Below are 18285 nucleotides of genomic sequence, written 5' to 3'. Positions count from 1 at the left end.
CGGGCGGTATCGGCCGGGATCGACCGGTCGGCCGAACCCGCGGTGGTCCTGCGGTCGCCTCATTGCATGACATCGACGAGGTGAGGCACGACCCGGGTCAGCCGGGTCACGCCCCACAGGATCAGACCGGCCCCGGCCACCTCGGGCAGCAGCCACCACCCGGTGCGGACCGACTCGTCGAAGAGGGTGACGCCCAGCAGCAGACTCACCGCCGCGTCGCCGATCGTCAGCGCCGGCTGGGAGGCGACGAGCGGACCGGCCTGCAGCGAGTTCTCCAGGAGCAGCAGCGCCGCGATCCCGGTGACCGCGAAGCCGTAGGTCTGCCAGGCGGTGAGAAACGCGGCCAGTCCGTCGTCGGCGAGACGGCCGGTGGCCGACTTCATGAGCGCGGCGGTCAGCGCGTTCCCGATCGCCGCACCCGTGGCCAGGGCCGCCGCGCGGAACAGCGGCGACGACGAGGACCGTACGAGCAGCACGGTGACGGCGATGGCGCCCAGGGTGAGAGCGAGGACCGGGATCCAGCGCTGCATGGACGCCTGCTGCCGGCCCCCGGACGGGGCCGCCGAGGCGAGCAGCAGGGCCAGGCCGGCCACCACCACGGCGATCGTCCGCCATCCCTCCGGACTCGGCCTGCGATGCATCAGCGGCACGGCGATCAGCAGCGCGAACGGCAGTTCCAGCATGAACAGCGGCTGGACCAGCGCCATCGGCCCGTTGACCAGGGCGAGCGCCTGGAAGACCGCGGCCCCCGCCACTCCGGCGATACCGACGGCCCAGGCCGGCCGCCGCATGAGCACCAGCAGCAGGCGCACTCCACTGCGGCCGGGCACGGTGGAGGCGGCCTTGCGCTGGAAGGCCGTGCCCGCCGCGTTGCTGACGGCACCCAGGACGGCGAAGAGCACGGCGATCACCACCATGGTTCCAGCATGCCCGCTGCGCCCCGCCCGCTCAGCCCGGGAGCGCCCGCCGCCGCCGGTACGGAGCGGGACTACGGCCGGAGCACGATCTTGCCCTGGGCGTGTCCCCGTTCCAGGTCGCGGAAGGCGTCCCGCACCTGTTCCAGCGGGTAGACGCGGGCGACGGGGACGTCCAGCTCGCCCCGGGCGGCGAGCCGCGCGAGTTCACCGACGACGACCGCGGCCGCCGCCGAGCCCTCCCCGTAGGTCCGGGCGCCGACGCGCGCCGCGGCCGACCAGTCACGGATCGTGTTGATCCGTTCGGGCCGTACGCCCAGGTCCACGGCCATGTCCACGTAGCCGTCGCCGAAGGTGTCGATGAACGCGTCGACGTCCCTGCCCCCGGCGGCCTTCCGGATCCGCTCGGCCGCCCCCTCCCCGTAGACGACCGGGACGACGCCGTGGGCCGCCAGCCAGGCGTGGTTCGCCTCGCTCGCCAGCCCGACGACGGTGGCACCGCGCCGCCGCGCGAGCTGTACGGCGAGTGCCCCCACGCCGCCGGCCGCGCCGGACACCACGACGGTCTCCTCCGGCCGGGGGTCCACCGCGAACACGGTCGCGTACGCGGTGGTGCCGGCCACGTACAGCGATCCGGCCACCTCCCAGGGCAGTCCTTCGGGACGGGACACCAGGTTGACGTCCTCGGCCACGACGTACTCTGCGTGGCTCGCCCTGCCGTGGGTGAAGCCGAGGACCTCGTCGCCCACCGCGAAGCCGCGCACCTCGGGCCCGGCCGCCACCACGACGCCGGCCAGATCGCTGCCCTGCCCGGAGGGGAACGTCGCGGGCCAGCGCCCGTGCCGGGCACCCTCGCGGATCATCACCTCGCCGGGCTGGATCCCGGCCGCGCGGACCTCGACCAGCACCTGCCCGGGGCCCGGCACCGGCCGCTCGACCTCCTCCACCCGCAGCACATCGATCCCGCCGTACGCGTGGAACCGCACCGCCTTCATCGCGTGATCACCGTTCTTCCTCGCTGGGAGAAGCCCTGGCCGACGAGCCGCCGTCCGGCCACACACCGCCCGCGGCTTGGCGTTCAACGACCCGACGGCGCGACTCTCTTCCCGGAACCGGACGCGAAGTTCGCCAAGGCCCTGGCAATTCAGGCGAGTTGCCCGGCGAGCGGGTCGCCGGCCAGGAACACGGCCAGCTCTGCCCGGTCGGGCGCCGTGGCCGGGCCGCGACGGGTCACCGAGAGGGCCACCGCCGCGTTGGCCCCGCGCGCGGCCGTCAGCGCGTCGAACCCCTGGCCGAGCAGGGCGAGAAACGCCCCGACGTGCGCGTCGCCCGCGCCGTTGCCGTCCACGGCGGTGACCGGGAAACCCGGTACGTGCACGGGCTGCTGCCCGGGGGCGGCCGGCCAGCAGCCGTCCCTGTCGGCCCGGACGAGCGCTCCCGCCCCGGGGGCCGGCCGCTGCCCGAGGGCCGCCGCCGCGGTACGGGGATCCTCGTGCCCGGTCATGATGCGGCGTCGCGGGCGTTCGCGCTGAGCCAGTCGGTGCGGGCCAGGACGGGGGCGAGGACGCTCTCGGGGATGTCGGCGACCAGGGGGCCCGGATCGAGGCAGAGGATGCTGTCGGCGGGCACCGCGGCGGTGAGGCCGGACAGCAGTGGGCCGTTGCCCGGCACGGCCAGCCCGTAGCCGGAGAGCTGGACGAGGTCGCCCGGACGCAGCTGGGCCCCGATCGCGGCCACGTCGGCCGGCGCCGGCGTGGCCTCGGCTCCGAAGCTGGTCACGAAGGTGCGCTCGCCGCCTGAGTCCACCAGGGCCACCGTGAAGCCGGTGCCGCCGTCCGCGCGGGCGGCCAGCAGCGTCCCGATGTCCTCGGCGGCCAGTGCCGCGCGGACCAGATCGCCGTGCGGTCGGGTCCCGTGCAGACCGGCGTAGACCGCCTCCGCGCCCAGCCGGCGGGCCGCCACCAGCGTGTTGAAACCGCCGCCCGCGGTCGTCACGGTACGGGTGCCGACGACGTCACCACCGCGTTCGTGCAGCGCGGGGATCTCGATCACCACGTCGGCGATCACGTTCCCGGCGAGCACGATCCGCCGGCTCGTCGACCGGTTCATCGGCCGGCTTCCTGGAGGCGGGTGGCGGCGGGTTCACCGCTGTCAAACCGGGCGGGTGTGCCGCGCCTGCCGCACAGGGTGTACACCGCCGCGGCGACGGCCGTCGAGGCCGCCCAGCCGAGGCCGTTGACACCGCACCAGGTGTCGCTGAGGGGCCCCGCGAACCAGACGTCGTCCGCACTGGTCGAGGCCTTGGTGAGGAGCAGGCCGGCGACGATGGCGAGCGCCCAGCCGAGCACCGCGGGCAGCCGGAAGCCGCCCGAGCACCAGTAGGCGTTGGAACGGGTGGTGTCCATCAGGGCCTGAGGGTCGTAGGCGCGGCCGCGCAGCGAGTCCACCGCGATCACTCGGATCCAGGCCGGGATGCTCCACGGCGGCCGGCCTCGAGACACGCATCGGCACGGACCGGGCCGAGGCCGGCGGACTCTCCCGGCAGGGCCTGTACGACGTGCTGGAAGACCTGACCAAGGGCCCAGCTGGTCCGCTGCATCGAGCCCGCCGGTTCACCCACCCGGTACGAACTGCGCGTCGGCGACAACCACCATCTCGTCTGCCGCCGGTGCGGCCTGATCGAGGACGTCGACTGCAGCGTCGGCGCGGCACCGTGCCTCACCTCCGACGAGGACAAGGGATTCGCCGTCGACGAGGCCGAGATCACCTGGTGGGGACTGTGCGCGGAGTGCCGGCAGGCCGCCGCACAGCAGTAGGCCCAGCCGACACTCCCTCGCGTGACGCAGGTCACCCCGTCGCGTGGGCCCATCCAGGAATGCGCGCTCGCCGTATTCCGCTGCAACGTTCTCGGGGGTGGACTGGGCAAGGGCGCTCGGTGCGGTCGGCCACGGAAGGTGAAGAAACCATTCGCTTCCGTCCGGCCACCCCTCCCGGACCCGCCGTCCCCGAAAGGTTCCCCCGCTCATCATGCCTCTGGCTCTGCTGGCCCTTGCCGTCGTCACCTTCGGCATCGGCACCACCGAGTTCGCCACCATGGGCCTGCTGCCCCAGATCGCGGACGGCGTCGGAGTGTCGGTGCCGCACGCCGGCAACCTCGTCTCGGCCTATGCCCTCGGTGTCGTCGTCGGCGCCCCCCTGCTGACCGGCATCGGCGCCCGCGTGCCCCACAAGCGGCTGCTGCTCCTGCTGACCGGGCTCTTCGTGGTGGGCAACACGGCGTCCGCGCTCGCCCCGAACTTCGGCCTGCTGTTCGCCGCCCGCTTCCTGGCCGGACTGCCACACGGCGCCCTCTTCGGCGTGGGCGCCGTCGTCGCCTCCCGGCTGGTGGCCTCCGACCGCGCGGCACGCGCCGTCTCCCGGGTCTTCCTCGGCCTCACCATCGCCAACATCGTCGGCGTCCCCGCCGGCACCGCCCTCGGCCAGCACCTGGGCTGGCGGTACGCCTACTGCGCGGTCGCCGTCATCGGCCTCGTGGCGCTCCTCGCCCTCGCCCTGCTCGTACCCCACCAGCCGCGCGGCCCGCAGGCGGGCATCCGGCAGGAACTGCGTGCGATGGGCAACCGGCAGGTCTTCATCGGCCTGGCCACCGCCGTCGTCGGGTTCGGCGGCTTCTTCGCCGTCTACAGCTATCTCGTCCCCATGCTGACGCACCTGACGGGCCTCTCCGACTCGTCGACCACCTGGGTCCTCGCCCTCTACGGCGTCGGTATGACCGTCGGCACCCTGGTCGCCGGCCCCCTCACCGACCGCGCCCTGCGCCCCACTCTGTACGCAGGGATCATCCTGCTGGGCGCCGCGCTGGTGACGTTCTACTTCACCGTCCACAGCACGGTGCCGGCCCTGGTGACGGTCACCTTCATCGGCGCGATGGGCGCGCTCATCACCACCCCCGTCCAGATGCTGCTGATGATCAACGCGAAGGACGCCCCGACGATGGCGGCGGCCTCCAACCACTCCGCCTTCAACATGGCCAACGCGGCCGGCGCCTGGCTCGGCGGCCTGGTCATCTCGGCGGGCTGGGGCTGGGCGGCACCCAACCTGGTCGGCGCGCTCCTCGCCGCGGCCGGCCTCGGCCTGGCCGTCACCGGCGGCCTCCTGGACCGCGGCAACCGCCCCTCCAAGGTGGTCACCGGCCAGGAAACCGCGGAGCCGGCCCGGCCCGCCGCACCCACCCAGGGCGTGACCGGGCCGAACCGGGGCTGACCTTCTCGTCCGAGGCGGTCCGGCAGCACGGCGGCCTGACGGCCCGCACCCACGTGTGTCGCCCGCGCCGTCACGGCGCTGCCGCTGGAACGGCAATCGTGCTTGCCGTTCCACCGCGTCGCATGATCGTATGGCGGCAGCATCGCGTGCCGGTGACGGTCTGCGTCAGGCATGGAGGTGCGGAAGCGAAGGGGCCGCCTTCCGTGGCTTCCCGTGACGGCGACCGCGCGGTCGCCCTGAGCCGGCAACTTGCGCGAGCGCATGAAGAACTGCGTCGCCAGATCCGTGAGATCAGGACAGGCCTGGGACACCGTCGTTCGGGTGACGACGTGCTGCTCACTCATTGCCTGGCTTTCTGCAACGCGTTGTCCTCGCACCATGAGGGGGAGGACAACGGGATGTTCTCCCAACTGCTCCGAGAACGCCCGGATCTTGCCGCGACGGTCGCGCATCTCGTCGAGGACCATGGACTGATCGCCTCGATCCTGTCCCGGGTGAGGGAACTCGCCGACGGGGCTGCCGAACCGCGTGGTTCAACCCTGGAGGCGATCGGGCGCGAACTCGACGGATTGGCGGCGATCATGGAATCCCACTTCCGGTACGAGGAGCGGACGATCACTGAGGCGCTCGACGGCCGAACGCCTGACACCGACTGGCCCGACATGGTGTTCGGGTTCGGTATGTGATGACTCCACGCCGGACCGGGGAACCCACCCGGGCTTGGTCAGCCGGCCTCCGCCTCTGAGACCAGCACATCGATCGCCCCACGCAAAGCGGCCAGTTCGGCCGGTGCGGGATCGGCAGGCTCGTGCGGCACCTGCGCGGCGGGGTTCACCACGGAGGTGGTGCCCTCAGGGCCGGGGGCACCCGCGGCGCGGGCAAGAAGTGCGCTCACGTCGGGCAGCGGGGCTCCGAAGCAGTCGCCGAGCCCCCGCAGTGCGGTCGCGAGCGGAGGCGCCGGGAAGGGGAAGTCCGCGGGGAGCAGCCCGGCCTGGAGGGTGTGGTCGTCGCCGCGGAAGTCCAGGACCCAGTCCTCCCAGCGCGGCAACGGCCAGTCGTGAACGCCGGCCACGGTCTGCACCGCCCACAGTGAGACGGTGCGGGCCTGCGGGTCGAAATGGACACCGCCGTGCGGCATGTCCGTGAGCGCAGGAGTGGCTGACGACGCGGCGACCAGGTCGACCAGGCGGGGGCCGCCGGCGAGGTGCTCGACGGGCTCCCAGTCGCTGCCCCACGCGCGGACGCTTCCGTCGGGCAGCCGCAGGGAGACGACGGAGGAGGGCTCGGTGTACTCGCTGGCCGCGAACCCGGAAGGCTCGAAGGTCTCGAACCAGCCCGGCGTACGGGTCAGGTCCCTGCCGAGGCCCAGGTGGTGGGTCAGGTCACCCATGCCGTCGTGCGCGAAGCGGACGTCCCAGCCGGGCCATGTCCGCGCCAGTACGGAGCGGGCGGCGCGGTGGTCGGCCCAGTCGCCCGCGTAGGCGAACCAGAGCAGGATCCGGCGGTCGTGGTCGACGAGTGCCGCACCCTCGCACCACACGTCGTCGAGCCATTCGTCGATCTCCCGGTTGGCGCGGAAGCAGCGGGTCGCCGCGGCCGGGCCGGGCAGCAGATCCTGGACCACCCGGTTGGCGGCCCAGTGTGAGTAGTACCGCTGCCAGGCGCCGTTCTCGACCACCACGTACTGCGCTCGTGCTCCCATGAGCAGCGAGGCTAGCTCCGCTGCAGGACGGGCGCCGAACGAATTTCGGGCGACCGGCTCAACCGCACGCCTTCCTGCGACAGTACGGTCGGCCGCCCCCGGATCAGGCGGGCCGTTCGCGGAGTTCGACGAGCGTCGACGCGGTCAGCGGAAGCGGCGCGTCGGCCGGGTCGACCAGGACGACCGTGCAGGTCGCGGCGTGGGCGAGCGCGGTGGTGAGGCTGCCGTCGGCGAACTGGGCGAGCGGTCCGCGCGGTGAGCGGCCGACGGCGACGGCGCGGGCGTGGACCTCGGCCGCATGCCGGGCGAGGACCCGGCCTGCGGCGGCGTGGTCGCCGACGCTGTCCAGGATCTGGCCGGTGGCGGCGAACCCCTGGGCGGCGAGCCGGTCGAGATGGGCGACGACCGCGGCCCGGGCCTCGTCGGGGGTCTCGGTGTCCGCCGCCAACTCCTCCACGACGGCGGTCCGCTGGACGTGCACCACCTCCAACGGACTGCCGGTGTCCCGTGCGAGCCGGGCGGCGGCGTCCACGACGGCCGCGGCCCGCCCGTGGGCGCCGACGGCCACGACGACCGGGGCCGTGCCGGGCGCGGTCTGCCGCCCGACGGGCGTGAGCGCGGGGACGGCCGGCTCGCCTCCGGCCAGGCGGGCCTCCGCGTCCCGCAGCAGCCGGTGCCCGCTGGCCAGCACCGGGATCGCGAGCAGGAAGGTGCCGGCGCCCAGGTAGAACGGCACGCTCAGGTCGGTCGCGTCGGCCAGCTTCCCGGCGACGTAAGGGGCCAGGCCGCCGCCGATGAACCGCAGGAAGCCGTAGGCGGAGGAGGCGACGGGACGCTCGACCGGCGAGACGACCATCACCGCCTGGGTGGTGAGCGTGTTGTTGACGCCGATGAAGATGCCGCTGACGATCACCGCGACGATCACGACCGTCGGCGTGCCGACGCCCGCGGCGATGACGGCCATCACCGCGCCGAGGCCGACGAGGTTGGCGTACAGCACGGGTGCGGTGCCGAAGCGGGCCTGCAGCCGCGGCGCGAAGAAGACGCTGAACGCGGCCACCAGCAGCCCCCAGCCGGTGAAGACGAGCCCCAGCTGATGGGCGCTCAGCTCCATCGGATACGGCGCGTAGCCGAGCATCGTGAAGAAGCCCCAGTTGTACAGCAGGGCCATGATGCCCATGGTCAGCAGGCCACGGTGACGCAACGCCGTGATCGGCGCCAGCGGCGAGGTACGGCGTTCCGGCCTGGGCAGCGCCGGCACGAAGGCCAGCGTCGCGACGAGCGCGATCGCCATCAGGACGGCGACACCGAAGAACGGCCCCCGCCAGCTGATGCCGCCCAACTCGCCGCCCAGCAGCGGGCCGACGGCTATACCGAGGCCGAGGGCGGTCTCGTAGAGGATGATCGCCCCGGCGAAACCGCCGCTGGCCGAGGCGACGATGACGGCCAGCGAGGTGGCGATGAACAGGGCGTTGCCCAGCCCCCACCCGGCCCGGAAACCGACGATGCCGTTGATCGAGCCGGAGGCGCCGGCCAGCGCGGCGAAGACGACGATGATCGCGAGACCGGTGACGAGGGTGCGCTTGGCGCCGATCCGGCTGGACACCCAGCCGACGATCAGCATCGCGACCGCGGTCACGATCAGGTAGCTGCTGAACAGCAGCGATACCTGACTGGGCGAGGCGTGCAGGCTGTCGGCCAGCGCGGGCAGGATCGGGTCCACCAGGCCGATGCCCATGAACGAGATCACGCAGGCGAACGCCACGGCCCACACGGCCTTCGGCTGCCTGAAGGGGCTCGCGGCCCTCTGGTGCGGTGCACTCATCAACGGTCCTCTCTCCGGATGCGGACGGACGGGACGGAGGCGGAAGGGTGTCTCTGCTGGAGGCGCGCAGGTCAGGTTGCGCCTCAGCCGCGTGCCCGGCGCTCCTCGATCACGCGGGCCAGGGCGGGCAGGGCGAGCCGTACGGCCCGTTGTTCGGGCCCGGTCAGTTCCTCGACCAGTTCCTGAAGGGCGTGGGTGCGCTCGGCGCGGCGCTGCCGGAAGACGTCGAGGCCGGTCGCGGTGATCTCCACGAGGACCCCCCGGCCGTCGGTGCTGTGGGCGTTGCGCGCCACCAGCCCCGCGCGCTCCAGCCGGCCGATGAGCTGGGTCATCCCCGGCTGCGAGACGCCTTCGGCGCGGGCCAGTTCGGTCAGTCGCAGCGGACCCTCCCGGCCCAGCCGGGCCAGCGCCGAGGAGGCGGCGGTGCTCAGGCCGCCGGCGGTGGCGCTGTGCCGTACATGCCGTACCAACTGCTCGACGGCGGCCATCAGCTGCTCCGGTGCCCCGGCGAGACCCGCCTCGCCGCCCGGTCGGCCGTCGGCGGCCCGCTCCTCGACCTGGTCGTCCATAACCACATTATGCATCTAGATGTACTGCGAAACAAAGGGTGGGGGAGGGGCTTCTCCCGGCAGGGCGGTCCCGGTGACCGTCACAGGTCGACGCGTACCCCCAACCCCCGTGCCCTTGCCGCGTCGTAGGCCACCCGGACCGCCGCCACATCCAGCGCGGCGTGCCCGGTGGACTTGAAGACCGTGAGCGCCCCGGTGTCACCGTCCCGCCCCGGGTGGTCGCCGGCGAGGACGGAGCCGAGGAGGGCGAGGGACCGCCCCGGGGGCAGGTCCTGGAGTTCGTGCGCGCCCGCCGGCGGCGGCGATGCGGCCGCGCCGGTCCACTCGGCGAACAGGGCCGCGTCCCGGACCGTGCCGGGATCCAGTTCGGGGCCCTGCGAGCCGCCGACCGAGGAGACATGGGCGCCGGGGGAGAGCCACTCCCTGCGGACGACGGGAGCGGTGGCGCCGGTGCAACAGAACACCACGTCGGCCGTGCGCACGGCGTCCTCGATGCCCGTGGCGACCCGCGCACCCGGGAACAGCACGGCCGCCTCACCCGCCCGCACCGGGTCGCGGCCCGCCACGGCGACCTCCGCCTGCGGCCGGACGGCGGCGAGGAGCGCCAACTGGGCCCGCGCCTGCGCCCCCGTCCCCACCACCGCCACCCGGCCGAGACCGGGCCGTGCGCCCAGGGCCAGCGCACTGTGTGTGGCGGACGCGGCCGTCCGGACTTCGGTGAGCGCCTCGGCGTCCACGAGTGCGAGAGCCCGCCCGTCATGCTCGTCGAACAGGACCACGAGCCCGCGGTGGAAACTCCGTCCGGGGTGCTCCGGATCGGCGGTCACGGTCACCAGCTTCGCGGCCAGGCCCAGCCCGCCGACGTACCCGGGCATCGCGCCGAGCAGGCCGGCCGGCGTCAGGGCGGCGATCCGCGGCGGAACGGAGACCTCGCCACGGGCGACGGCGACGAGCGCCCGGCCCACCGCGTCGAGCGCGGCGGCCGGCTCCAGCGCCGCGGCCGTCTGCCGGCGGTCCAGCACCAGCACACCGCTCATCGGCCCGCCTCCGTTCCGTCGGCGGTCAGCGCCGCCACCAGTTCATCGGAAGCCACGGTCAACTCCCGTTCCACGGCGGCCAGTTTCGGGCCGTCGAACTCGGCCTCCGGCCCCACGACCGTCAGCGCGCACACCGGCGCCCCAGAGGCGGGCACGACCGCGCGGCTGACGGAAGCCACCAGTTTGTCGTTACGGCCGTGCTCGACGGCGATACCCGTCCGCGCGACCTCGGCCAACTCCCGCGTGAGGTCGGCGTCGTCATCGGGCAGCCTGCCCAACCACCGCTTCCGCGCCTCCGGTTCGAGCGCGGCGACCAGGGCCAGTGGCCCGGCGAACCGTCGTACGGGCAGCAGTTCGCCCCGCAGATGGCTGATCATGGCGAGCCGTTCGGGTCTGACCACGTCGATCACCCGGCCGCCGCCCTCCTCCAGCACCTGGAGGTTCACCATCATCGAGGTCGTGGCCGACAACCGCTCCAGCACCGGACGGGCCAGCGCGGTCAGCGAGTTGCCCGCGGCCGACGCGGACATCCGCAGCACGGCGGCGCCCGGCAGGTACCGGTCGCCGGCCCGCAGCACCCAGCCCCGCCGGACCAGGTCGAGCAGGATCCGGTACGCGGTGGCGCGGTGCAGCCCGACCTCGGCCGCGAGATCGGTCAGCCGCACGGGCTGCGGCGCGCGCGAGACGGCCTCGACCAGGTCGAGGGCCTTGTCCACGGCCGACCGGGGCGGCCCCGGGGCGACGGGTGCGTCGGGCATGACGGCGGCTCTTCCCTCTCGGCCCCGGTGCCGCGCTGCGCGGCCCGGCGCGTCCTGTCCGGTACGGGCCCTTGCGGCGGTCCACCGGCTGCAGAGTACAGTTACCTGGGTTTTCACCACACGATACAAGTGTTACGTACCGCGTAACAAACGGCACAGCCTCAGCGGACCGAAGGGTGACCATGACCGACCTGCCCCCGGGCGCCCCGACCCCCTGGGCCGCTCCGCCCGCCGGAACCGTCACGGTCTACCGCGGCGCCACCCTCTTCGACGGCACCGGCGGCCCGCTCCGGCCGAACACCACGATCGTCACCGACGGCGCCCGGCTGCACGCCGTCACCGGCGACGCCGACCCGCTGCCCCCGCACGCCGCCGACGCGCCCCAGGTCGACCTCGCCGGACGGTTCGTCCTCCCCGGCCTCATCGACACCCACCAGCACCTGGCCACCCCGCCCGACCGCCCCGTCGCCGAAGCGGTCCTCCGGCGCCTGGTGCACAGCGGGGTCACCGCCGTCCGCGACATGGCCGACGACCTGCGCCACATCGCCGACCTCGCCCGGGCCACCCTGGTCGGCGAGATCCCCGGCCCCGACATCCGCTACGCCGCCCTCATGGCCGGGCCCTCCTTCTTCGACGACCCCCGCACCCACGAGGTCTCCCGCGGCGCCGTACCCGGCGCCGTCCCCTGGATGCAGGCCGTCACCCTCGACACCGATCTGCCGATCGCCGTCGCCCTCGCCCGCGGTACCCACGCCGCCGCGATCAAGGTCTACGCCGACCTGGACGCCGCGACCGTCGCCGCCGTCACCGCCGAGGCACACCGCCAGGGCATCGCCGTCTGGGCACACGCCACCGTCTTCCCGGCCGCGCCCGGCGAGGTCGTCGCAGCGGGCGTCGACAGCGTCTCCCACGTCACCCTGCTCGCCTTCGAGGACCCCACCGAGCCGCTGAGCAGCTACAAGACCAAACCGCCGGTCGACCACGACCGCTTCGCCGCGGGCGACGACCCGAAACTGGCCGCCCTCTTCGCCGAGATGCGCCGCCGCGGCACGGTCCTGGACGCCACCGCGTCCATGTGGACCAGCGACGAACTCCGGGGCGACACCGCCGAGTCCGCGGAACGGGCCGCCCACAACGCCGAGTTGGCCGCCGCTGTCACCGCGCAGGCGTACCGCGCCGGAGTCGACGTCTGCACCGGCACCGACCACGAGACCGACCCCGCCGACCCCTTCCCCGCCCTGTACGGCGAACTCGCCTTCCTCGTCGACCGCTGCGGAGTCCCCGCCACCGACGTCCTGCGCTCGGCCACCCTCGTCGGCGCCCGCGCCGCCGGCACCGAGGCGGACATGGGCACCGTCGAACCCGGCAAGCTCGCCAACTTCGCCGTCCTGGACGAGAACCCCCTCCACGACATCGGCAACCTGCGCACCATCACGTACACCGTCAGACGCGGACACCGCTTCGACCGCGCCGAGTTCGAGAAGGACGCCCAGTGACCGACGCCGACACCGCCTCCGGCCGCCCCGTGATCGTCAACGCCCTGGGCCAGCTCGACAACAACTCGCGGTCGACGCCCGCGCGATCGCCGACGCCCACGCCCACGCCTCCGGCCTGACCGCCGTGAACATCGCCCTCGGCTACACCATGGACGACCTGCCGCCGTACGAGCACACCCTCGCCGAGATCGCCGGCTGGGACCGGTTCATCGAGGCACACCCGGCCGACCTGCTCACGGTCCGCACCACCGCCGACATCCACGGCGCCTCCATGCTGTGCGACATGAGCCGGTACACGGCGAGGGTCGGCCCCCTCGTGTGCGTCCGGGGCGGTCTCGGGCGGCAGGATGAAAATGGGCCGGTCGTGGTGCCGGCGTGTTTCTCCGGGAGATAACAAGGTGACCGTGCGAGCACCGAGAGGGAGCGCCGGTGACGGGTGGAGACGGCTGGCGCCGAATCGGCAGCGGTGCATGTGCGGGCCGAACCGAACTGGAGGCAAGTGAGGACGCGCGGTGGGTCAGGCCGCGATGTCGCAGTCGCCCTGGCGAGGCGTTTGCTTGGCGACGGCGCGTGCGGTGATGGCCTTCGTCGCGTGGGCGGAGGCGGCGGCCAGGGCGTCGGCGCCGGGTTCGAGGTACCACGTGCCCTCGGGCAGGGCGCGGATCGCGCCCGCGGGAAGGGTCCGTTCCTGCCGCATCGACGTCGAGCTGGACTTTCCCTATTCGGAGACGCAGGTGGACGTGGTTTCCGCGTCGTGGTCGCCGATGAGACGGGAGAGCCTGTCGGCGAAGTCCGGGTCATCGAAACCGCTGCCGATGGCCTTGATGGTGCTCGAGGACCACATGGCGTGCATGCCGGCGTCGCCCCGGACCTTCTGGCCCCGGCGGTATGACTGCCGGTGAGAGAGGGGCTGACGGCTGAGCGAGAAACCACCGAATGACTTGATAACTTGCAGTACCGCTTTGACGGGCCAGAAGGCGCTGCGCCCCTGGTCCTGGGCCGTCCCTGGGTACCACCTGGCACAGGTTGTGGTTGGCGTCTTGTGGGGTCCAGCTGGTCTGGGGCAGGGAGCGTTTTTGCAGGTCAGGTCCTAGTGGTCCAGGTGCGTCGACGCTGTTGGTGATACGCGTGTGATAGCAGGTGAGAGGTGAGGAACCCCCCGTCGGCCCGCTCCGGCGGGGGTTTCTGTGTGCGGGGATGGGCCTGGTCTGGTGTTCGACGCGGTCTTGGTGTGCTCCGGCGCGCCGTTCTCGCTGGGGTGTCCCTGCCGAGCGCCCCCAGGACGCGCGGAGTTGCCCGACCTCATCCACTTGCTGACCGGGCACCTCGGCCCCATCACGCGCGTCGGCCTGGACGCCACCGCATGGGATGAACTTCCCACGCGCCTGGTGGTGGTCCCGCCGCACGCGACACCCGACGCCGCCCTTGCCGCGATGGCCAGGGCCGTCCGAGCCGACGACGTCACCCATGCCGCAGAGATCCTCATCGCCACCGGCACCCATCAGGCACACCCGATCCCCGCGGAGGACCCTCGGACCGGCGAGAAACGCCACGAGCCCGAGGCATGACCTCTGGAGGTCCGGGCGCCCGGCAGGGCTGTCTTTGCCGGGCGGTGGCGCCGACTTCAAGGCGATCGAGGCGGTGCCGCCCGTCGGGGTGGAAGTTCGGTAGTGGCGTCTGCTGATGTTCCGCCTGTGCCGTTAGGGTGCGCGACATGGCCCGTACTCGGCTGTACCGCGACGGCTCCCTGGTCGAGGAGGACTTCCCGGTCCGGGACATCTCCCAGCATCTGGCGGACCCGTCCACGACCGTGTGGTTGGACCTGTACCGCCCGGACCGCCTGGAGTTCACGGCGGTCGGCGAGGAACTCGGTCTGCACGAGCTGGCTCTCGAGGACGCGCTGCACGAGGGACAGCGGGCGAAACTCGACAACTATCGCACCCATCACTTCCTCAGTGTCTACGCGGTCGCCGTCGACCCGGACGGCGCAGGACTGACGATGAGCGAGCTCGCGGTCATCCTCACGCCACAGGCGCTGATCACCGTCCGCAAGGACGCCGCGTTCGCCCTCGACGAGCTGGTCGCCCGCTGGGACCGTACCCCGGCTCTGGCGGCACACGGGGTCGCCTTTCTGCTCCACGGCCTGCTCGACCATGTCGTCGACGGGCACTTCACCGCGGTACGGCAGCTCGACGAACGTATTGAGGAACTGGACGCTCTGGTCTTCGCCGAAGGCGGCCGGCAGATCCAGACCGTACAGCGCCAGTCCTACGCCCTGCGGAAATCACTGGTCCGGCTCCGCCGCGTGGTCCTGCCCATGCGGGAGGTCGTCAACGCCCTCATGCGCCCCGACCTCGAGGTCGTCGACGGTCCCTTGCTGCCTTACTACCGAGACGTGTACGACCACGTGCTGCGTGCGGGCGAGTGGACGGAGTCGCTGCGCGACCTGGTGGCCTCGGTGATGGAGACCAACTTGTCGGTGCAGGCGAACCGGATGAACCTGATCATGAAGAAGGTGACGAGCTGGGCCGCGATCATCGCCGTGCCCACGGCGATCACTGGCTTCTACGGACAGAACCTTCCCTACCCCGGCTTCGGACACCAGTCGGGATTCATCGTTTCCAGCGCCGTCATCGTCGTTGCCTCTCTGACGCTGTACTTCGCTTTCAAGCACTGGGACTGGCTCTGACCACACGCTCCTGCGTGCTCGTCGGCAGACGGGGCTGGGAGCCGGTTCCTGGAGTCGGCTCCCAAACGGCTCCCAAGACTTCGGGCTGTGTGCCCGTGGCGCAGGATCCCCGCGTCGACGGTCTCTACGGCGTCGGCGCCCCGGAATCAGGGGCTTGGTGGCGCCTCGTTCGTCGACACCCGTGGCGGGGTGTCGACGAACGAGAAGGGTCATCCGCAGCCCCGCGGCGTGCGTCACGGAGAGTGCGAGACCCAGGACGGCTGTCGCTCTCTTCGTCGTTCACGTGCAGCGGCCGGCGGTCGTGAAGAAGGCGTTCATGACGGCTGTCTCACATGCCGATGATCAGGCGGCTGACGTCACCGGCCTTTGCCGGTGCCGAGAACGACCCGGCGTGGAAGCCGGTGTGCGAAATGCCCTAGGTGTCTCTACGCTACTCCTTCCGCCGCTCGCCGCGGTGGCCGTCGTGCCGGCAGGCCGACAGAACCAGGGCCGTCGCAGGTGATCAGACCGGTCTCGCTGCACCAGCCGAGCGCGCCGGGGCCGCCCGCCGATCGCACCCGCCCAGGGCGGCCTGACGGCTCCGCCGGCCACCTCTGTCGCCGCAGCCGGTCTGTCAGCGGGACTCCCCGGGCTGCCACACGACCGACGGCCGACGGTGTGGCTGGCGTGGGAGTCACGTCGTCGTCCCGGGAGCTGTTCATGATCGACCCGACCCGTCATCCCGTCATCGGGCGCCGGCCGATGGCTTCGGCGGACACCGCACCACTTCAGGTGTGTCGGCGCGGCTGTCCCGAGCGGCAGGAGTAAGCTGAAAAGGTCGAGGGCACGTCGCACGCCGGTGTTCAGACCGGTCTCGTCCTCGTCGCACGAGAGATGTGGGCCGCTCAGGTCCGGGCAGGTTCCGCCCTGTGACATCCGAAGCCCCCCACCGCCCATCCCGTCCCGAGGCCGCGCACGAGCCGAGTGGGCAGGGCCGGGTGGAGGTTCGCCTGGTCTCCGCCGACCCCGAAGCGGCCCGACGCGTCGCGGACGCGCTTCGGGTGCTGTTCGCCGGCGATGAGCAGCGCAGCTATCCTGCGGGCCCCCCGGGAACCGGGACGCGGTTGCACCTCACACTGGACGCCTCGCGCGCCGCCGGTCCGCTCGGCTCCTGGCTCGACTCGAGCAGACCGCCCGACGATCGCACCCACCCGGGCGAGACGGCCTGACGGCCCCGCCGCCCCCTGTCCACGTCCTCACCAGCCCAAGCCCCTGTGGCTCCCGTATCCACCGTCCGTGCGACTCGCATCCGCTCTCAGCGATGCGGTACGCAGTCACCGTCGAAGAGGCGCAGCCCAAGACCCCGGCCGCACTGTCGTCACCGAGGTCAAGGACCGCGCATGTCTCTCCATATCCCCCGTTCCCCGTCCGCCGTCCCGCCGGAAGGCTCCCCGCCGTCCCCGGAGTACGAGGGGAGGACACCCTTCCCGCGCGAGGGAACGGCTGCCGAGCGCACCGGCAGCGAGCGGCTGTCCCTGGCGATCACGGCGTTGATCGTCTTTCTCCCGTTCCTGGCAGTCGGTCTGGCCGTCTGGCTGTTGTGGGGGCGCCTGATCCATCCCGTCGATGTCCTGCTCGCCGCGCTGCTCTACACAGTCACGGGCCTGGGCGTCACGGTCGGCTTCCACCGTGGTCTGACCCACGGCAGCTACCGGGCCGTACGGCCGCTGCGCATCGCGCTCGCGGTGGCCGGGTCCATGAGCTTCCAGGGGGACGTGATCGGCTGGGTCGCCACCCATCGCCGCCATCACGCCTTCACCGACCGGCCGGGCGATCCTCACTCGCCGTATCGCTACGGCACGTCTGTGTGCGGTCACCTGCGGGGACTTGTGGATGCCCACGTCGGCTGGTTGTTCCGCAACGACCCCACGTCCGTGACGGGTTACGCTCCCGATCTGCTGGCTGACCGTGACATCCGGGCCGTGTCCCGGGCCTTCCCGGCCCTGTGTGTGCTCACCCTCGCGCTGCCCTTCGCCGTGGGGTGGCTGATCGGCGGCAGCTGGGTGTCCGCCCTGACCGCCCTGCTGTGGGCGGGACTTGTCCGCATCGCCCTGCTCCACCACGTGACGTGGAGCGTGAACTCTCTCTGCCATGTGATCGGTGAGCGCCCGTTCCGTACCCGTCGCCACGACCGCGCCACCAACCTGTGGCCCCTGGCCCTGATCTCGTTCGGCGAGAGCTGGCACAACCTGCACCACGCCGATCCCACGTGCGCCCGGCACGGCGTCGACCGCGGCCAGCTCGATCCGTCCGCCGCCTTGATCCGCTTCTTCGAATGTCTCGGTTGGGTCAGGGACGTGCGCTGGCCCACCCCGGACCGTATCGCCGCCCGCCGCGTGTGAACCCGAGCGACCGCATCCCCTTCAGGAGTTTCCATGACACTCGCCCCACCGCCCCCGCTCTCCTCGACGTCCGCCGTCCGCCTGCGCCTGGCGTCCCAGCCGGCACAGGGCCACATGGCCCGGCGCATCGACGGCGTCTGGTGGCCCCACTCGCCCGATCTGGCGTACGAACTGCCCAGGCTGCTGGGCGGCCTGCCGCACGCCTGGGGACAGATCACCAGCGCCCTTGTGGATGAGGCCGTATGGTCCGCGTTCCCGGCTCGGCTGCTCGTCGCCAACCAGGTCGTACGCCTGCGCCGGACGACCACCCAGCGCTCCCCGTCCATCGTCTGCCTGCTGGCGCCCGGCCGCGGCCGGTGGGACCTGCTGGTGGTGCCGCCCGCCGCCACGGTCGCGGAGGTCGGGCGGCTCATGGAGAGTATGTCCACCGTTGTGAAGGACAGCGTGGGCTTGGGAGTCGCAGTCCGTTGACGGTGGCCGCCGGACCGCCCCCGGGTCCGCACTCCGCGTGTCGGCCTGGGGTGTTGTCACCGGATCCCGCTGGGGAGGCTCCATGTGCCCGGTCCTGGGCCGGCCGCGCTCCCCGGACGGGGAATCTGTTCGGACCGGCGTCGGAGTATGCTGGTGTGACCGAGGGTATTTCGTGCACCG

General features: G+C 72.4%; 18 protein-coding genes and 2 pseudogenes. 9 read left to right on the top strand and 11 right to left on the bottom strand.

The features are described from left to right. Positions 1-59 precede the first annotated feature (59 nt). From ACZ4UV_RS20130 to ACZ4UV_RS20110, 5 genes are all read right to left on the bottom strand, one after another. Positions 60-917 carry a DMT family transporter gene (locus ACZ4UV_RS20130; protein WP_390044707.1) on the bottom strand — a complete coding sequence of 286 codons (858 nt, stop codon included), beginning with the start codon at positions 915-917 and terminating at the stop codon, positions 60-62. A gap of 71 nt (positions 918-988) precedes the next feature. Further along, positions 989-1909 carry an NADP-dependent oxidoreductase gene (locus ACZ4UV_RS20125; RefSeq protein WP_451019725.1) on the bottom strand — a complete coding sequence of 307 codons (921 nt, stop codon included), beginning with the start codon at positions 1907-1909 and terminating at the stop codon, positions 989-991. Positions 1910-2058: 149 nt separating this feature from the next. After that, entirely contained in the window at positions 2059-2418 is a 360-nt protein-coding gene (locus ACZ4UV_RS20120) for a PfkB family carbohydrate kinase (protein ID WP_451019726.1), read from the bottom strand. After that, positions 2415-3023: a PfkB family carbohydrate kinase gene (locus ACZ4UV_RS20115; protein ID WP_451019727.1), complete on the bottom strand. Its 609-nt coding sequence runs from the start codon at positions 3021-3023 to the stop codon at positions 2415-2417. The genes ACZ4UV_RS20120 and ACZ4UV_RS20115 overlap by 4 nt, the downstream gene beginning before the upstream one ends. Further along, positions 3020-3370, bottom strand: coding sequence for a hypothetical protein (locus ACZ4UV_RS20110; RefSeq protein WP_467839482.1), 351 nt, complete (start codon positions 3368-3370; stop codon positions 3020-3022). Before ACZ4UV_RS20110 ends, ACZ4UV_RS20115 begins: the two co-directional genes overlap by 4 nt. A 571-nt stretch (positions 3371-3941) precedes the next feature. On the opposite strand from ACZ4UV_RS20110, the gene ACZ4UV_RS20105 reads away from it, so the two are divergent. Beyond that, the gene (locus ACZ4UV_RS20105; protein ID WP_451019729.1) at positions 3942-5177 is read left to right on the top strand and encodes an MFS transporter; all 1236 of its coding nucleotides are present in this window, start codon (positions 3942-3944) and stop codon (positions 5175-5177) included. 203 nt (positions 5178-5380) lie between these two features. Next, entirely contained in the window at positions 5381-5863 is a 483-nt protein-coding gene (locus tag ACZ4UV_RS20100) for a hemerythrin domain-containing protein (protein ID WP_467839479.1), read from the top strand. Between the two features lie 38 nt (positions 5864-5901). On the opposite strand, the gene ACZ4UV_RS20095 is transcribed toward ACZ4UV_RS20100, so the two are convergent. The 5 genes from ACZ4UV_RS20095 to ACZ4UV_RS20075 all read right to left on the bottom strand — a co-directional run bounded on the left by ACZ4UV_RS20095 (position 5902) and on the right by ACZ4UV_RS20075 (position 11068). After that, a complete protein-coding gene (locus ACZ4UV_RS20095) occupies positions 5902-6879 on the bottom strand; it encodes a hypothetical protein (protein ID WP_451019731.1) in 978 nt (325 codons plus the stop codon). 103 nt (positions 6880-6982) lie between these two features. After that, positions 6983-8704, bottom strand: a complete 1722-nt coding sequence (locus tag ACZ4UV_RS20090) for an MFS transporter (protein ID WP_451019732.1) — start codon at positions 8702-8704, stop codon at positions 6983-6985. An 83-nt stretch (positions 8705-8787) separates the two neighbouring features. Beyond that, on the bottom strand, positions 8788-9192 hold the full coding sequence (locus ACZ4UV_RS20085; protein ID WP_467840678.1) for a MarR family winged helix-turn-helix transcriptional regulator: 405 nt from the start codon (positions 9190-9192) through the stop codon (positions 8788-8790). Positions 9193-9353: 161 nt separating this feature from the next. Continuing rightward, complete coding sequence (locus ACZ4UV_RS20080) at positions 9354-10310, bottom strand: ornithine cyclodeaminase family protein (RefSeq protein ID WP_467839475.1); 957 nt, start codon at positions 10308-10310, stop codon at positions 9354-9356. Next, positions 10307-11068 carry an IclR family transcriptional regulator gene (locus tag ACZ4UV_RS20075; RefSeq protein ID WP_451019734.1) on the bottom strand — a complete coding sequence of 254 codons (762 nt, stop codon included), beginning with the start codon at positions 11066-11068 and terminating at the stop codon, positions 10307-10309. The genes ACZ4UV_RS20080 and ACZ4UV_RS20075 overlap by 4 nt, the downstream gene beginning before the upstream one ends. Before the next feature lie 182 nt (positions 11069-11250). Here ACZ4UV_RS20075 and ACZ4UV_RS20070 point away from each other — a divergent pair, with 182 nt between their 5' ends. The 3 genes from ACZ4UV_RS20070 to ACZ4UV_RS20060 are packed head-to-tail and all read left to right on the top strand — an operon-like array spanning position 11251 to position 12958. Further along, positions 11251-12564 (top strand): amidohydrolase family protein, encoded by a 1314-nt coding sequence (locus tag ACZ4UV_RS20070; protein ID WP_467839471.1) that lies wholly within the window; start codon positions 11251-11253, stop codon positions 12562-12564. Further along, entirely contained in the window at positions 12561-12683 is a 123-nt protein-coding gene (locus ACZ4UV_RS20065) for a hypothetical protein (protein WP_451018937.1), read from the top strand. Before ACZ4UV_RS20070 ends, ACZ4UV_RS20065 begins: the two co-directional genes overlap by 4 nt. Positions 12684-12688: 5 nt before the next feature. Next, positions 12689-12958, top strand: coding sequence for a hypothetical protein (locus ACZ4UV_RS20060; RefSeq protein ID WP_451018936.1), 270 nt, complete (start codon positions 12689-12691; stop codon positions 12956-12958). 123 nt (positions 12959-13081) lie between these two features. Here the strand turns inward: ACZ4UV_RS20060 and ACZ4UV_RS20055 are convergent. Then, positions 13082-13474, bottom strand: a pseudogene (locus ACZ4UV_RS20055) (TraM recognition domain-containing protein); the annotation flags it as partial. Positions 13475-13850: 376 nt separating this feature from the next. Between ACZ4UV_RS20055 and ACZ4UV_RS20050 the strand changes: the two are divergent. The 4 genes and pseudogenes from ACZ4UV_RS20050 to ACZ4UV_RS20035 form a co-directional block, all read left to right on the top strand. Continuing rightward, positions 13851-14132, top strand: a pseudogene (locus tag ACZ4UV_RS20050) (DUF5994 family protein); the annotation flags it as partial. Positions 14133-14278: 146 nt separating this feature from the next. Continuing rightward, positions 14279-15253, top strand: a complete 975-nt coding sequence (locus ACZ4UV_RS20045; protein WP_451018934.1) for a magnesium transporter CorA family protein — start codon at positions 14279-14281, stop codon at positions 15251-15253. A gap of 1379 nt (positions 15254-16632) precedes the next feature. After that, positions 16633-17634, top strand: a complete 1002-nt coding sequence (locus ACZ4UV_RS20040) for an acyl-CoA desaturase (protein ID WP_467839466.1) — start codon at positions 16633-16635, stop codon at positions 17632-17634. Positions 17635-17667: 33 nt separating this feature from the next. Continuing rightward, positions 17668-18105 (top strand): DUF5994 family protein, encoded by a 438-nt coding sequence (locus ACZ4UV_RS20035; RefSeq protein ID WP_451018932.1) that lies wholly within the window; start codon positions 17668-17670, stop codon positions 18103-18105. The last annotated feature ends 180 nt before the right edge of the window (positions 18106-18285 follow it).

Source organism: Streptomyces sp. NPDC028289 (assembly GCF_055565975.1).
Note: the sequence above shows the minus strand (reverse complement) of the source record. Positions and strands in the feature narration are given on the sequence as shown.

Excerpts from the sequence above, each read along its gene's own strand:
- ACZ4UV_RS20045 (WP_451018934.1), top strand. The coding sequence starts at position 14,279 with ATGGCCCGTACTCGGCTGTACCGCGACGGCTCCCTGGTCGAGGAGGAC.
- ACZ4UV_RS20095 (WP_451019731.1), bottom strand. The coding sequence starts at position 6,879 with ATGGGAGCACGAGCGCAGTACGTGGTGGTCGAGAACGGCGCCTGGCAG.
- ACZ4UV_RS20130 (WP_390044707.1), bottom strand. The coding sequence starts at position 917 with ATGGTGGTGATCGCCGTGCTCTTCGCCGTCCTGGGTGCCGTCAGCAAC.
- ACZ4UV_RS20035 (WP_451018932.1), top strand. The coding sequence starts at position 17,668 with ATGACACTCGCCCCACCGCCCCCGCTCTCCTCGACGTCCGCCGTCCGC.
- ACZ4UV_RS20105 (WP_451019729.1), top strand. The coding sequence starts at position 3,942 with ATGCCTCTGGCTCTGCTGGCCCTTGCCGTCGTCACCTTCGGCATCGGC.
- ACZ4UV_RS20085 (WP_467840678.1), bottom strand. The coding sequence starts at position 9,192 with ATGGCCGCCGTCGAGCAGTTGGTACGGCATGTACGGCACAGCGCCACC.
- ACZ4UV_RS20075 (WP_451019734.1), bottom strand. The coding sequence starts at position 11,068 with ATGCCCGACGCACCCGTCGCCCCGGGGCCGCCCCGGTCGGCCGTGGAC.
- ACZ4UV_RS20070 (WP_467839471.1), top strand. The coding sequence starts at position 11,251 with ATGACCGACCTGCCCCCGGGCGCCCCGACCCCCTGGGCCGCTCCGCCC.
- ACZ4UV_RS20080 (WP_467839475.1), bottom strand. The coding sequence starts at position 10,310 with ATGAGCGGTGTGCTGGTGCTGGACCGCCGGCAGACGGCCGCGGCGCTG.
- ACZ4UV_RS20040 (WP_467839466.1), top strand. The coding sequence starts at position 16,633 with ATGTCTCTCCATATCCCCCGTTCCCCGTCCGCCGTCCCGCCGGAAGGC.
- ACZ4UV_RS20120 (WP_451019726.1), bottom strand. The coding sequence starts at position 2,418 with ATGACCGGGCACGAGGATCCCCGTACCGCGGCGGCGGCCCTCGGGCAG.
- ACZ4UV_RS20125 (WP_451019725.1), bottom strand. The coding sequence starts at position 1,909 with ATGAAGGCGGTGCGGTTCCACGCGTACGGCGGGATCGATGTGCTGCGG.
- ACZ4UV_RS20115 (WP_451019727.1), bottom strand. The coding sequence starts at position 3,023 with ATGAACCGGTCGACGAGCCGGCGGATCGTGCTCGCCGGGAACGTGATC.
- ACZ4UV_RS20090 (WP_451019732.1), bottom strand. The coding sequence starts at position 8,704 with ATGAGTGCACCGCACCAGAGGGCCGCGAGCCCCTTCAGGCAGCCGAAG.